Source organism: Arthrobacter silvisoli (assembly GCF_003369445.1).
Lineage (GTDB): Bacteria > Actinomycetota > Actinomycetes > Actinomycetales > Micrococcaceae > Arthrobacter > Arthrobacter silvisoli.
Window position 1 is genome coordinate 1 of sequence record NZ_QRCU01000078.1, and the last position, 13,670, is coordinate 13,670.

The 13,670-nt window shown below is 62.5% G+C and carries 19 protein-coding genes; 13 read left to right on the forward strand and 6 right to left on the reverse strand.

Translation table 11 applies throughout. The features are described from left to right. Positions 1–46 precede the first annotated feature (46 nt). The gene (locus DWV11_RS19145) at positions 47–553 is read right to left on the reverse strand and encodes a DUF2004 domain-containing protein (RefSeq protein WP_115790495.1); all 507 of its coding nucleotides are present in this window, start codon (positions 551–553) and stop codon (positions 47–49) included. Between the two features lie 50 nt (positions 554–603). Beyond that, positions 604–1,581 (reverse strand): LysR family transcriptional regulator, encoded by a 978-nt coding sequence (locus tag DWV11_RS19150; protein WP_115790496.1) that lies wholly within the window; start codon positions 1,579–1,581, stop codon positions 604–606. A gap of 469 nt (positions 1,582–2,050) precedes the next feature. Between DWV11_RS19150 and nrdH the strand changes: the two genes are divergently transcribed. From nrdH to DWV11_RS20575, 6 genes are all read left to right on the forward strand, one after another. Continuing rightward, positions 2,051–2,293, forward strand: a complete 243-nt coding sequence (gene nrdH, locus DWV11_RS19155; RefSeq protein WP_115790497.1) for a glutaredoxin-like protein NrdH — start codon at positions 2,051–2,053, stop codon at positions 2,291–2,293. Between the two features lie 66 nt (positions 2,294–2,359). Then, positions 2,360–2,830, forward strand: a complete 471-nt coding sequence (gene nrdI, locus DWV11_RS19160; protein ID WP_115790498.1) for a class Ib ribonucleoside-diphosphate reductase assembly flavoprotein NrdI — start codon at positions 2,360–2,362, stop codon at positions 2,828–2,830. Positions 2,831–2,838: 8 nt separating this feature from the next. After that, a complete protein-coding gene (gene nrdE / locus DWV11_RS19165) occupies positions 2,839–4,986 on the forward strand; it encodes a class 1b ribonucleoside-diphosphate reductase subunit alpha (protein WP_115790499.1) in 2,148 nt (715 codons plus the stop codon). Between the two features lie 35 nt (positions 4,987–5,021). Beyond that, entirely contained in the window at positions 5,022–5,810 is a 789-nt protein-coding gene (locus DWV11_RS19170; protein WP_115790500.1) for an NUMOD3 domain-containing DNA-binding protein, read from the forward strand. After that, complete coding sequence (nrdF, locus tag DWV11_RS19175) at positions 5,810–6,784, forward strand: class 1b ribonucleoside-diphosphate reductase subunit beta (protein ID WP_074590806.1); 975 nt, start codon at positions 5,810–5,812, stop codon at positions 6,782–6,784. Before DWV11_RS19170 ends, nrdF begins: the two co-directional genes overlap by 1 nt. A 126-nt stretch (positions 6,785–6,910) precedes the next feature. Continuing rightward, positions 6,911–7,342, forward strand: a complete 432-nt coding sequence (locus DWV11_RS20575; protein WP_342767756.1) for a type II toxin-antitoxin system Phd/YefM family antitoxin — start codon at positions 6,911–6,913, stop codon at positions 7,340–7,342. On the opposite strand, the gene DWV11_RS20580 is transcribed toward DWV11_RS20575, so the two are convergent. The 4 genes from DWV11_RS20580 to DWV11_RS19200 all read right to left on the reverse strand — a co-directional run bounded on the left by DWV11_RS20580 (position 7,283) and on the right by DWV11_RS19200 (position 10,214). Next, positions 7,283–7,435 carry a hypothetical protein gene (locus tag DWV11_RS20580; RefSeq protein ID WP_342767760.1) on the reverse strand — a complete coding sequence of 51 codons (153 nt, stop codon included), beginning with the start codon at positions 7,433–7,435 and terminating at the stop codon, positions 7,283–7,285. The two genes, DWV11_RS20575 and DWV11_RS20580, sit on opposite strands and share 60 nt — an antisense overlap. Positions 7,436–7,607: 172 nt before the next feature. Continuing rightward, on the reverse strand, positions 7,608–8,771 hold the full coding sequence (locus DWV11_RS19190) for a PDDEXK nuclease domain-containing protein (RefSeq protein WP_115790501.1): 1,164 nt from the start codon (positions 8,769–8,771) through the stop codon (positions 7,608–7,610). Between the two features lie 450 nt (positions 8,772–9,221). Then, the gene (locus DWV11_RS19195) at positions 9,222–9,755 is read right to left on the reverse strand and encodes a hemerythrin domain-containing protein (RefSeq protein ID WP_115790502.1); all 534 of its coding nucleotides are present in this window, start codon (positions 9,753–9,755) and stop codon (positions 9,222–9,224) included. Positions 9,756–9,764: 9 nt separating this feature from the next. Next, complete coding sequence (locus DWV11_RS19200; protein WP_210725797.1) at positions 9,765–10,214, reverse strand: hypothetical protein; 450 nt, start codon at positions 10,212–10,214, stop codon at positions 9,765–9,767. Positions 10,215–10,434: 220 nt separating this feature from the next. Between DWV11_RS19200 and DWV11_RS19205 the strand changes: the two genes are divergently transcribed. The 7 genes from DWV11_RS19205 (at position 10,435) to DWV11_RS19235 (ending at position 13,661) form a co-directional block, all read left to right on the forward strand. After that, positions 10,435–11,151 (forward strand): FadR/GntR family transcriptional regulator, encoded by a 717-nt coding sequence (locus tag DWV11_RS19205; RefSeq protein WP_115790503.1) that lies wholly within the window; start codon positions 10,435–10,437, stop codon positions 11,149–11,151. A gap of 136 nt (positions 11,152–11,287) precedes the next feature. Beyond that, positions 11,288–11,791 (forward strand): helix-turn-helix domain-containing protein, encoded by a 504-nt coding sequence (locus tag DWV11_RS19210; protein ID WP_115790504.1) that lies wholly within the window; start codon positions 11,288–11,290, stop codon positions 11,789–11,791. Between the two features lie 164 nt (positions 11,792–11,955). Beyond that, a complete protein-coding gene (locus DWV11_RS19215; RefSeq protein ID WP_115790505.1) occupies positions 11,956–12,294 on the forward strand; it encodes a hypothetical protein in 339 nt (112 codons plus the stop codon). A gap of 111 nt (positions 12,295–12,405) precedes the next feature. Continuing rightward, positions 12,406–12,702: a YegP family protein gene (locus tag DWV11_RS20205; protein WP_168404770.1), complete on the forward strand. Its 297-nt coding sequence runs from the start codon at positions 12,406–12,408 to the stop codon at positions 12,700–12,702. 78 nt (positions 12,703–12,780) lie between these two features. After that, complete coding sequence (locus DWV11_RS19225) at positions 12,781–13,047, forward strand: DUF7218 family protein (protein WP_115790506.1); 267 nt, start codon at positions 12,781–12,783, stop codon at positions 13,045–13,047. Positions 13,048–13,165: 118 nt separating this feature from the next. Then, positions 13,166–13,432 (forward strand): GlsB/YeaQ/YmgE family stress response membrane protein, encoded by a 267-nt coding sequence (locus DWV11_RS19230; RefSeq protein WP_115790507.1) that lies wholly within the window; start codon positions 13,166–13,168, stop codon positions 13,430–13,432. Next, complete coding sequence (locus tag DWV11_RS19235; RefSeq protein ID WP_115790508.1) at positions 13,425–13,661, forward strand: hypothetical protein; 237 nt, start codon at positions 13,425–13,427, stop codon at positions 13,659–13,661. Before DWV11_RS19230 ends, DWV11_RS19235 begins: the two co-directional genes overlap by 8 nt. Positions 13,662–13,670: the final 9 nt, after the last annotated feature.

Here is a 13,670-nt window from a genome sequence, read left to right on the forward strand (position 1 = left end):
CGCCCACCGGAAGGTGGGCGGCCGCCGTCGTTGTTGAAGCGGATCCTCAGGATTCCCAGAGGATCTCGTCGTCCACCACTCCATCTTCATCGGCGGCCGCTACCAGGATTTCGTCCGTGAAGTGGGAGCCCAGGGTGAAGTCGAGGACGAAGTAGCGCTCCGGCTGCCCGGGGTAGATGCCTACGTGCCCGAGCTTGAGCGCCTTGAGGAAAACGTCGTGGGTCAGTTCGTCCTTGTCGCGGACGCCGAACACGGCTTCCAGCTGCTCTTCCTTGAGCTGCGTGGAATGGAAGTGCAGGAACTGCTGCGAGTTGGTGCCCTCCTGTTCGAGCTCGTCGGCGATCATGTCGCGGACCTGCTCGACCAGTTCGGGAAGATAGCCCAGACGGTAGTCCACCTTGTGCAGGGCCCGCTCGTCGAAGTGGTCGTGGGCACCCACATTAAGGTCAAGTTCCAGGGGAGTTCCAGCGAGCTCATGCGAGGCCACGTAGCAGTGTTCACGCCCGTGGTTGAGCTCAATCTCCCCGAAATGTTTGCTCGCTACCTTGCTCATGCCAACAATCTAGACCCAAAGAACCAGCCTGTTCCAGCATCCCGGGAAATTCACTGGCTGCGCTGCGGTCGTGGCTTCCCGGCCGGGCGCCCGGCCGCCGGCTGAGCCTTTGCCGTGGGGGCCAGGGACGCCCCGCGCAGTGTGTCAGCGAGCAGTTCCGTGAAGAGCTGCACCTGCGCAGTGCGCTTTTCGTTGATGAGCAATGCGAAGACGTTCCGGGCCAGCCGGATGTCCGGCACGTCCAGGACGACGACGCCGGCGGGCCGGTGCCGGAGCGCCAGTTCCGGTACCAGCGCGGCGCCCAGGCCCGCTGCCGCCATTTCGAGGCTGGCGTGGAAGTCGTCGCTGTAGGCCACCACCCGCGGGTGGAGGTTGCAGCTGGCGAAAAGCCGCTCGATCACCAGTGCGTCGCTTGTCCCTGGGTGGTGGATGATCCACGGCATGTCCGAGAGCTGGGCGGCCTGCATTTCGGCATCCTCCCGGATCCCCCAGGACGCGGGCAGGACCACCCGGAAGTCGTCGTCGCCGATCCACTGCCGGTCCAGGGTGTGCGGCCACGCCAGTCCCGACTGGCCCACCTGGTAGACGAGCGCGACGTCGAGGTCACCGCCGGTGCGCAGGCCCTGGATGGTCTGCGCGGGTTCGGCCACGGAGACCCGCAGCTCGATGCCGAGGTCGTTCCAGCGCGGGTTCCGCAGGATGTCCGGCAGCACGTAGGTGGCCAGGCTGGGGAAGATGCCGAGCCTGAGTTCCTGGGCGGGGGAGTCCTGGCTCCTGGACGCCGCGGCGAGCAGCGCCTCGACGTCGGTGAGCACCTTCGAGGCGTGCCGCACCATGGTGAAGGCGGCTTCGGTGGGTACCACGCTGCGGGCGGAGCGGTGGAAGAGTTCGACGCCGGTGTCCCGTTCCAGGGCAGCCATCTGCTGGGAGACCGCCGACGCGGTGTACCCCAGCCGTGTGGCCGCGGCAGCAAAGGATCCAAGCCGCGTCACCTCGAGGAGAGTGCGCAGGTGGAGGAGGTTGACCATCAGTGATCCTTTGGCTGGGGCGGGCGAATTCCGTGCCAAGCCAGTGTAGCCGGGCCCCGGCCGCAGGGTTCCAGGCGGGGCCTGGCCGCGGAGTGCCGTGGTCCAGGACACGTGGCGCGCTGTCCACGACACGCCGGGGACACTGCGACACGCGGGGAATTAAATGTGGTTAACCAATCCACAGGGTGTGGATTGAACTACCACTTTTGGCGGATTTCCGGCCATTTTTCCTGCCCCTGCCTGTGGACTACCGGTGTGTTAAATGACATACTTGTAATACATCATCTTGGGGTCCGCGCCAGCTGCTTGCACTACATGTAGTATCGATTTACGGATTGGGCGGGAAACCAGCACAAGACAGACAAGAGCTACAGCTGCCATAGCAGCAAGCGGGCCGGCATCGGATTCAGGAGCTTCCGGCATAGGCCTGCTGAATACGAAGAAGACTCCAACTGAGGGGACAGGGATCATGACCGTCACGGTTTACACGAAGCCGGCCTGTGTTCAGTGCAACGCGACCTACCGGGCGCTGGACAAGAAGGGCATCGCCTACCAGAGCGTTGACATCTCCCAGGATGCCGAAGCCCTTGAGCGACTGAAGGCCCTCGGCTACATGCAGGCCCCCGTTGTGGTGACCGAGAAGGACCACTGGTCGGGGTTCCGCCCGGACAAGATCGAAGAACTGGCCGTCGCGGCAGCTTCGGTGGCCTAGCTTTTCCTGGACCCAGTTCCCGGTACAGGCCACCGCCAAGGATTTACACGAGGTGAGGTGACCCCCATGGCAGCGCTGGCAACAGCACCTGCACGTACCGACGGTGAAACCGTCAGGACGAGGAGTCACCTCATCTATTTTTCCTCCACCTCGGAGAACACCCGGCGCTTTGTCCGGAAACTGGGCAGGCACGCGGCCCGGATCCCCCTTTACGCCAAGGATGCACCGCTGCTCGCATCAGAACCTTATGTGCTTGTGGTGCCGACTTACGGCGGCACCAACGGCGAAGGCTCGGTGCCCAAGCAGGTGATCAGGTTCCTGAACAACCCGCAGAACAGGGCGCTGATCCGCGGCGTCATCGGAGCAGGGAACATGAACTTCGCGGACAACTACTGTGCCGCCGGCGACATCATCGCGGCGAAGTGCAAGGTTCCGCACCTCTATAAATTCGAACTTATGGGAACCCCGGAAGACGTCGACCGGGTAAACCAAGGATTGGACAAGTTTTGGACACTACTGTCGCAGAAACAGAAGTAACGCCGTCCGTGGAAACCGGCCAGGACAAGAAGCCGCTTCCCGAGGCCTACAAGGGCCTGGGCTATCACGAGCTCAACGCGATGCTGAACCTCTACGGGGCGGACGGCAGGATCCAGTTCGAAGCCGACCGCGAGGCTGCGCACCAGTACTTCCTGCAGCACGTCAACAACAACACGGTGTTCTTCCACGACCTGGAAGAGAAGCTCGACTACCTGGTGAAGAACCAGTACTACGAGCGCGAAACCCTCGACCAGTACACGATGAACTTCATCCGCGAGCTGTTCAACCGTGCCTACAAGAAGAAGTTCCGTTTCGAGACCTTCCTGGGCGCCTTCAAGTTCTACACCTCCTACACGCTGAAGACCTTCGACGGCAAGCGGTTCCTGGAGCGCTACGAAGACCGCGTCTGCATGGTGGCGCTGCACCTGGGCCGCGGCAACGAGGAACTCGCCACCCGCCTGGTGGACGAGATCATCGACGGCCGTTTCCAGCCGGCCACCCCCACGTTCCTTAACGCCGGCAAGGCCCAGCGCGGCGAGCTGGTCTCCTGCTTCCTGCTGCGCATTGAGGACAACATGGAGTCGATCGCCCGCGGCATCAACTCCGCCCTGCAGCTGTCCAAGCGCGGCGGCGGCGTGGCGCTGTCGCTGACCAACATCCGCGAGCACGGCGCACCGATCAAGCAGATCGAGAACCAGTCCTCGGGCGTCATCCCCGTGATGAAGCTCCTCGAAGACAGCTTCTCCTACGCCAACCAGCTCGGCGCCCGCCAGGGTGCGGGAGCTGTGTACCTGCACGCCCACCACCCGGACATCTACCGCTTCCTGGACACCAAGCGCGAGAACGCTGACGAGAAGATCCGCATCAAGACTCTTTCGCTCGGCGTCGTGATCCCCGACATCACCTTCGAGCTGGCCAAGAAGAACGAGGACATGTACCTGTTCTCCCCGTACGACGTCGAACGCGTCTACGGCGTGCCGTTCTCCGACATCTCAGTCACCGAGAAGTACTACGAGATGGTGGACGACTCCCGGATCAAGAAGACCAAGATCAACGCCCGCGAGTTCTTCCAGACCCTTGCGGAGATCCAGTTCGAATCCGGCTACCCGTACATCATGTTCGAAGACACCGTGAACCGGGCGAACCCGATCGCCGGCAGGATCACCATGAGCAACCTGTGCTCGGAGATCCTGCAGGTGTCCACGCCGTCCATCTACGCAGAGGACCTCAGCTACGAGACCGTCGGCAAGGACATCTCCTGCAACCTGGGCTCGATGAACATCGCCAAGACCATGGACTCCCCGGACTTCGGCGCCTCCATCGAGACGTCCATCCGCGCCCTGTCCGCCGTCTCGGACATGTCCTACATCAACTCGGTGCCGTCCATCGCCCAGGGCAACGCCCAGAGCCACGCGATCGGCCTCGGCCAGATGAACCTGCACGGCTACCTTGCCCGCGAGCGGGTCCACTACGGTTCCGAAGAGGGCCTGGACTTCACGAACATCTACTTCTACACGGTGCTGTTCCACGCGCTGCGGGCCTCCAACAAGCTCGCCATCGAGACGGGGGAGAAGTTCGGCGGTTTCGAGGACTCCAAGTACGCCAGCGGCGAGTTCTTCGACAAGTACACCGAGCAGGAATGGGTTCCGGAAACCGAGCGCGTCCGCGAACTGTTCGCCGGCCACCACATCCCCACCCAGGATGACTGGCGCGAGCTGAAGGCCTCTGTCATGGAGCACGGCATCTACAACCAGAACCTGCAGGCCGTGCCGCCCACCGGCTCCATCAGCTACATCAACAACTCCACCTCGTCGATCCACCCGGTGGCCGCCAAGATCGAAATCCGCAAGGAAGGCAAGATCGGCCGCGTCTACTACCCGGCGCCGTACCTCACCAACGAGAACCTGGACTACTACCAGGACGCGTACGAGATCGGCTACGAGAAGATCATCGACACCTACGCCGCCGCCACGCAGCACGTGGACCAGGGCCTGTCCCTGACGCTGTTCTTCAAGGACACTGCCACCACGCGTGACATCAACAAGGCCCAGATCTACGCCTGGCGCAAGGGCATCAAGACGCTCTACTACATCCGCCTCCGCCAGCTCGCGCTGGAAGGGACCGAGGTGGAGGGTTGTGTTTCGTGTGCCTTGTGACAACTGAAATCGGTTGATTTTAGGGAGTTGAACTGATGGAAACGACGACGGCGACAGGCGGTTTGGTTTATGGCATCCGGCTTCGGCGGGATGTTGAGTACCGCTATGTCGGTATCACAACCAAGACGGCCAGTCGTCGTTTCCATCAGCACCTTCGCGTTGCCGCTACCGGCCGCAAGACCCCGTTCTACGAGTGGCTTCGGAAGCATGATCCTGTAGAGGTCATCGCAGACGAGCTGGACTGGATCGAAGGATTGCCGGAGCTGGGTCAGGCAGAAATTGATTGGATTGCCTACCTCAAGGCAGACGGGAACAGGCTGCTCAGCCTTGCCGAAGGCGGACTTGGGCCGACCGGAATGGCTTGGACGGAGGAGCAGCGCGAAGCCGCGCGTATCAGGAGCACCGGGCGAAAGGGCCTTAGCCGGCCGGGAGCTGCGAATCCGTTTTTTGGTGGAAGGCATACGGACGAACAACGAGCAAAGTGGGCAGCTGACCGCAAGGGAACCTATTCCGGGGCCGACAACCCAAACTTCGGCAAGTTTGGGGAGGACCATCCGGGCTTCGGGCATACGATGAGTGAAGAGGCCCGGAAGGCGTTGTCGGAATCCAGGATGGGCCCCGGGAATCCGAACTTCGGCAAGAAAGCCAGCAAAGAAACCCGGGCTAAGATGTCAGCGGTCCGCAAAGGCAGGCCGATGCCTTCCAGCCAAAGAAGCGCCCACACCAGGCACCACACCAACAAGGGCATTGTGAAGCCCACTTGCCAGCATTGCATCGATGATGCGCAGGCAGCCAAACTCTCGCGAGAAAGTGAAACAGAGTAATGACGGAGAAAGTGAAGCTCCTGAGCCACGTCGAAGCGATCAACTGGAACCGTATCCAGGATGACAAGGACGTGGAGGTGTGGAACCGCCTGGTCAACAACTTCTGGCTGCCGGAGAAGGTGCCGCTGTCCAATGACGTCCAGTCCTGGCACACGCTCACCCCGGAGGAACAGCAGCTCACCATGCGCGTGTTCACGGGCCTGACGCTGCTGGACACCATCCAGGGCACCGTTGGTGCGGTGTCGCTGATCCCGGACGCGCTCACCCCGCACGAAGAGGCCGTGTACACGAACATCGCCTTCATGGAGTCGGTGCACGCCAAGAGCTACTCCTCGATCTTCTCCACCCTGTGCTCCACCAAGGAGATCGACGACGCCTTCCGCTGGTCCCTCGAGAACGAGAACCTGCAGAAGAAGGCGCAGATCGTCATGGACTACTACCAGGGCGACGATCCGCTGAAGCGCAAGGTGGCCTCCACCCTGCTGGAGAGCTTCCTGTTCTACTCGGGCTTCTACCTGCCGATGTACTGGTCCTCGCGTGCCAAGCTTACGAACACGGCTGACCTGATCCGCCTCATCATCCGCGACGAGGCCGTGCACGGCTACTACATCGGCTACAAGTTCCAGAAGGGCCTGGAGAAGGTCTCCGAGGAGAAGCGCCAGGAAATCAAGGACTACACCTTCGAGTTGCTCTTCGAGCTGTACGAAAACGAAGTCCAGTACACGCATGACCTCTACGACGGCGTCGGCCTGGCCGAGGACGTCAAGAAGTTCCTGCACTACAACGCCAACAAGGCCCTCATGAACCTCGGCTACGAGGCCATGTTCCCGGCCTCCGTCACCGACGTGAACCCGGCGATCCTTTCGGCGCTGTCCCCGAATGCGGACGAGAACCACGACTTCTTTAGTGGTTCCGGTTCCTCCTACGTGATCGGCAAGGCCGTGAACACCGAGGACGAGGACTGGGAGTTCTAGTTCTTCCTGGAGATGAGCGACGGCGGTTGGCTGGCTTTGGCTGGCCGGCCGCCGTTTTGCTTGTCGCGGAGCTGGGCGGATCAACCTATCTGCACATCTGAATCCTCTTAATGCAGATTCTTGTCTATGACTACAGTCAGCGTGTCGAATGCGCGTGCCCATCTTCCAGCGTTGCTGAACGCTGTTGCTGACGAGCCGGTGTTCATTGAACGGCGGGGTCACCGGGCGGCGGTGATCATTTCCCCGGAGCGCTACGAACAGATGCTTGACGCGCTCGAGGAGCAGGAGGATGTCGCCGCTTTCGATGCCTCGCTGCGTACATCCGCAAGAACAGAAAGGAATCCAGGGCGCAATCACGCTGTTGGGACAGGACCCGCGGCCTCCTGCCTCAAGGGCACTGCCCGGCCGTCCGGGTTACAGATAAGCGTGGCGGTCGGGAACGCATCGCCCAGGTGGCCGGCGCAGCCACCGAGGTCGTCGGAGTGGGAACGGTGGGCCTCATCGACAAACGACAATGATGTTCCGTCGGTCCGAAAGCAACAGGTGCTCGGTTCCTGAGTCCCTTTCGGCTTTGCTGCGTCCGAACTTCAGCAGCGTGGTGAAGGAGATGCCGCCGGTGGTGCGGTAGCCGAGCCGCTGCAATGCGTCCATGAGCCGGGGCCGGATGAGCAGTTCGTCCCAGCTGTCCCGTTCCCCGGTGCCGGGTACGATCTGATCGCCGGCTTTGGGTTTCCCAGCCGAGCTCGCCCAGGAGGTCGAGGATGAGGCCCTCCGGTCGGCTTCGGAAGAGCCCGCCGGATGAATGTGTCCTGCAAAGTGCCTGTCACGGTGAGTCCCCGTGAGTAACCGTTGTGGTGCTGATGTCCTGCGAGAGTTCGGCTTCGAGCTCTTCGATGCTGGGCAAGGTCGTTGCGAATTCTTCGGGCAATGATTCCACAATTTCGGTCTTCCACTCGGAGACGCCTATGGGCATTTGTGTCGTCCGAAGGGCATACTCAGCCACGAGGTCGTTTTTGGATTTGCACAGCAGCAGGCCGATGGTGGGTTTGTCGTCCTGGTGCGCCAGCAGGTCATCCACCGCGGCCATATACATGCCGAGCTGGCCGAGGTAGCTCGGGTCGAACTTGCTCGCCTTGAGTTCGATGACCACATAGGCGCGGAGTTTTAGGTGGTAGAAGAGCAAGTCCGTGAAAAACTCGTCTTCATCGATGACCAGGCGCACTTGCCGGCCGACGAAAGCAAAGCCCTGGCCGAGTTCCAGCAGGAACTTTTGGATGTGGTCCACGAGTTGGTTTTCGAGCTCGCGCTCGTTTCGCCTGTCCGACATGGAGACGAAATCGAAGACGTACGGGTCCTTGAATGACTGCTGCGCCAGGTCAGAATCCTCTGGTGGCAGGGTCGCGACGAAGTTGCTGATCGCCTTGCCGGAACGCTCCATACGCTTGGTCTCGATGTGATGGACCATGACGTTGCGGGACCAGCCATGTTCGACGGCGGCCGCAGCGTACCAAAGGCGTGCTTCAGGATTGTCGAGCTTCTCAAGGAGGGCGATGTGGTGATACCACGGCAATTGTGCAAGCGGCGCTTGCACAATTGATTCCGCCGCCCAAGCTGTTGCAAACGCCCGCATGTACTTCAGGTTTCTAGGCGAGAAGCCCGTGGCGTCGGGATGCTGGCTTCGGAGGTCTGCCGACAACCGATCAATAATCTTCGTCCCCCAGCCTTCGCTGCTTTGCCGGCTAAGGATCTCGCGCCCGATCGCCAAGTAGCTGTTCAAGAGTTCCTTGTTTGCGGCAGCGATAACTTTCGAACGGCCTGTGGTGACCTGCCGCGATACGGAGGCAAGCAGTTCGGGGTACCAGGCGGGCATGCCGCTTTTTGCCGGGGTCCCGGGAAATGAGGCGCCGGTGGTGGCGTCCTTCCGGGTGCCGGGACCGATGCCCAGTCCCTTTGAATCTGCCGGGTTCTGCTTACTCGGAGTCGGCATGGCTGGACCTTTCCACGATTGCTTTGCTTGCCTTCAAGCTACCCATCGGGTCTGACATATTGACGGACGTAGGGACCGTGGAGATCGTGCAATGCCTTACACAAGGCCGTCGATGAACTGCACCTGGCCGGTACGGTCCACAGAACCGCGGGGCCGGACGCCTTGTCCCACGAACCCGATCCCGCAGGAAGCTGCCCGGATTCAGATTCCGGGCTGACCAAGGCGGCGCCCCGGAGCCTCATGTGGCTGCGGGGCGCGTTTGCGGGCCATGATCCTGCTTTCCGTCAAGCTTCTCTGCCTCCCACGCCCTGAGGTGCGGTCACCTTCGAGGCGCGATCCACTCTGCCTGATTTCGCTTTTGGGCACTAGGGGCCGAAGTCCCACAGCGGCTTCCAGCTTCCGGCGCCGGCCCCCGCTTGCAGGAACGCCGCTTGCAGGATCGGGCGGCGGTCAATGATGGCGCGTGCCGTCGTCGCGCGACTGCTCGTGCTGATGTGCGGGGCCGCCCACCAACTCGTGAAGTCCCTTGACGGACTCCGCAAGCGAGAGCTCAGGGGACGCGGCAATGAAGGGCATCAGGAGGTGGTTCTCCTTCTCCAGGTGGAGCGCGAACACCCGTTGGATGACGGCTCCGGCGACGACAGCGGACAAGCCGCTGGAAATGCGCAGTTCCTCTACGAGGTCGACAATCACTTTGTGTTCCGCCAGCATCCCGTCGACGAGGAGCTTTCCCTCCGGCAGGGCGTGCGGGCCGGAGTACAGGGGTCCTTCTTCGGCAAGGGCGTGCGGGATCAGCTCGCCGTCGCACCAGGCCAGGAGGGCACCGTGGGCGGATTCGGCGGCGCCGGCATCGACTGCTTCAACAGCCTCCATGAGAACCGACACCAGCGCGGTGAGTTGCTTGAGCATTTCCGTGTGGTGTCTTTCAACTGCCTGGAGTGCTTGCGCTTCGGAAGTGCTGTCTTTGCTCTTTCCCTTATCCATGGTTCCTCACTAGGCCTCCTTCGGATTGCCGCCGGCAGAACGCCCGTGCGGCGTTGACGCGGACTGTCCGCTCTCGACGCCCGAATGCCCGGGCGTGGGGACAAGCCCCAGCAGAACCATCAGGAAACCGAATTCCGCCAGCCCGGCGGTGAAGTAGAGGGCCTGAAGGAAGCTGAAAGGAACGAACACCATTTGGACGAAGATCCAGATGAGGAGTGCGAATCCCGCCACGGCTGCAAGGAATTCCGCCCAGCGCATCCTGCGGATCGTGAGAAGGAAGGCCCACAGCTGCGTGCCGCCTACGATGACAGCGAGCAGAAGGCCCGGGACCAGGTAGGAACTGAAGGGCGTGCCTTCGAGCAAGGCGGGAGGCAGGTAAACCTCAGCCGGTAACCCCAGTGACTCAGGGCCCAGCCATGCGCCCAGCACCATGAACAATCCGCCGGGGATTGCGGTCACGGCCACAAAACCTTGGGCGATCAATAAGCCTGCTCGCATTTCCCGGTCCTCCAGCGTGATGAAGCGGACGGTCAATCGCGTCCTGGGTTCAATTGTCAGCAGGCATCGGACAGGCCGGCAGAGCCTTTGGTCCCGCTTCCGGTGGTCTTAAAGAAACCGGGCGGTGACATTCTCCGGACATTTCTTGACCGCCATGTGTGCTGCATGACAAGGTCGAGGCATGAACAACCTGTTGGACAGCTGGACAGTTGGTCAGGGACCCGTTGTGCGGGTGGGGGCCGCTGAGGGAGTCCTTGCGGCCCTGCGTTCGGCCATCGAAAGCGGGACGCTTCCGGTGGGAACGAAGCTTGAGTCCGAGGCCATGCTTGCGCAGCGGTTCGGCGTATCCCGGACGATGGTCCGGGAGGCCCTCCGGTCATTGGCATCGCTCGGGCTGACGGCAACCCAGACCGGCAAGGGAACGTTCGTCATCGCCGACCAGGCGGTGCAGGATCTGCGTCTGGGCAAGTATTCGGCGCACCAGTTGTTGGAGGCGCGGCCCCACATCGAGATACCCGCGGCGGGCCTGGCCGCGCAGCGCAGGACTGCCGAGGACCTTGAAGGACTGCGGGAGATCCTTGAGGCCATGGACGTGGAAGAAGAACTCTCCCAGTGGGTGGCACTCAACTCAGAGTTCCATGCCCGGATCGCCCGGGCCAGCGGGAACGGTGTGTTCGCCGCCATGCAGGCCGACATTGAAGACGCGATGTCAAAGCAGTCCAACACCCTGAACCAAGTACTCGACCGCAGGAAGGAATCCGGGGCCGAGCACCACGCGATTTTTGCGGCGATCGAGCGCGGTTCGGCGGACGAGGCCACCCTGGCCATGATGCTGCACCTGCAGGGAGTCGAGTTCGCCCTCGAGACAGTTACGGCCAAGGACTCCCAGGAGATCTAGCCAACCAAGAAAACACCCGCTTGACCTTCCCGGATCCGCTGAAACCGCGGCGGTTCCGGGGCGATCCGTCATATCCGGAACCGCGCAGGCACAATGACGTGCCGTGCGCAGGAGAAAGCAAGGAGCGCGACACCCCATGACCCAGACAGCCATCCAGGAGCCGGCCCAAACGACCATGCCGGGCTCAACCGCTTCCGGCGCCGCCCCGACAGGCAAAACCAGGCACACCCGGCTTCACGCCCAGATCATCAGCTATCTCGCCCGGCACGGTGCCAGCAGGCTCTCGGATATCCTCACGGAGGTGGATGTCTGCAGGGCCACCCTCTTCGTACATCTGGCACTCCTCGAAGAGGAGGAGATCATCCAGTGCGACCGGCCCAAGGGTGCTCGACGCCGTTCGACCCCGTTCTACTCGCTCCGCCGGCCAGGATCCGCTCACGACCTCCGGATGGACCGCCAGGCGAACCTCACCGCGCGCATCAAGGAGGCCGCGGACGGGAAGATCGCGGTGACCGTGGACGAAATTCCGGGAATGCTCGTCCACTCCCGGAGCTTCGAGGACATCCCGTCCGCCGTCGCGACCGCCGCCAGGACGAGGCGCGACGCAGCGGGCGGCTTCACGGTGCAGGTCGTCATTTAGCCTCCGCGGGTGCGGGGTCTTGTCCGGAGCTTTCGCTTTCGCGTCCATTACCCCGACTGCCGTGCAGTTCGTCATTTCCGGTGTGATGGTCGCTTGGGCCGGTGCCGGTGTGGCTGTCATCAATCTTCGGAAGGAACCCGGGCCGCCCAAGCTGTTCCTTGAAGATGAGCGGTTTGAAGGCGGGGGAGTACTCGCCAGGGGGCTTCCGGGGTTCGGGGAGCCCCTGGGCTTCGCCTATGCTGCGGATCGTGGTCCTGCGCCCTACAGCCGACGCCCTTGAGTTCGGACGGGGGTACGGCATGGGGCGCTTCCTCGGGCCCTGGACTCTCCGGCGGCAGGACATCTCGGAAGTCCGGCGCGTGCGCACGCGGTTTGCGGCGCACGACTACGTCCGGATCGTCACGTTCGCCGGCGCACCATGGACCTTCACGACCCATGAGCCCGGCACCGTCCTCGCCTGTCTGGAGGAGCGGAGTCACCCGGTGGCCCGCGCCGCCGTTTAGCCAGGCTTGCGGGGTGTCACCCGGGGGTGTCCGCGAAAGACATTGCTAAGTAGACTTACTAGTGTCCTTTTCATGCATGGGTGCACATCGATGAACAAGGAGGCGGACAGTATGGCTGGGTATTTCGAACTGGTTGACGCGCCCGACGGCGGTTTCCGGGTGGCGTTGGTGGGCGGCGACGGCGAATTGCTGGCGATGTCCGTTACGTTCCCCAGCAAGCAGGCCGCGGTCCAAGGGATCTGGCGGACCAGGGAGCTTGCCGGGACGGGCTTGATCCGCGACCGCAGCCGCGGACATGACAGTCACGGGCATGACAAAGTGGCCTCCATCCGGCACTCCCACGGACTCCGCCTGGTGCCGGACCATGGCCGGGCCGCGCATGGCGTGTGGAGCAACGACGGCCATTAGCCTGCCGTCACTCCACGCGGACGCCTTTCAGGTCCCGCCGGAAACCGCAGCCCTATCCACCGCCAAGGGGGTGAAAGCATGCCAGGAAAGAAGAATCCGAGCCTGAAGGATCCGGAACTCTACGAGGAACTCCGCGACGAAGGCGCCTCGAAGGAAAAGGCCGCCCGGATTTCCAACGCCGCAGCCAAGGAAGGCCGAAAGAAGGTCGGGAGCAGGGGCGCCAACGCGAAGGACTACGACGAGCGCACGGTCCCCGAGCTCAAGGCCCGCGCCAAGGAACTGGGCTTGAAGGGATATTCCTCCAAGACGAAATCAGAACTGATCGACGCACTCCGCAACCACTGACACTGCGCAACCACTGTGCAAAGAACCACCGAAACACCTGAACAGGCCCGCGAAAGCCGCGGGCCGCCGTCGGGCGGTAACGGGCCGCACGGCAGACCCACAAGGAAGCGAGAACATCATGGGATTCTTCGGATTTCTCCTGCTCGGCCTCATTGCCGGTGCCATCGCCAAGTTGCTCATCCCCGGAAGGCAAGGCGGCGGGTGGTTCATCACCTTGATCCTTGGAGTGCTCGGGGCGCTGCTGGGCGGCTGGATCGGCGGACTCATCTTCGGCGGCGGCCTGCAGGAGTTCTTCTCCTGGCGGACCTGGCTTCTGGCGATAGGCGGCTCCGTGATCGTCCTGTTGATCTATGGGCTGATCACGGGGCGGCGGAGCCATGTCTGAGGAAGCGCGCACTGAAGACCGGCGGAACCTGCCGCCCGAAGACGAAGAGCGGGGCCGCTACACCGAAGGCGACTACGGCGAGGGCGGCGCTGTCGCCGAAGAAAGGGATCCCCGGCCCGGCGAGGACGACTACACCGCGGGCGAGTACCCGGAGGACGGAAAAAGCGCCCGGGAGGACGAAACGGAAGGCAACGACCCCGATATCGCGATCCGTGCGCCGGATGAGTAGCCCTGCGAT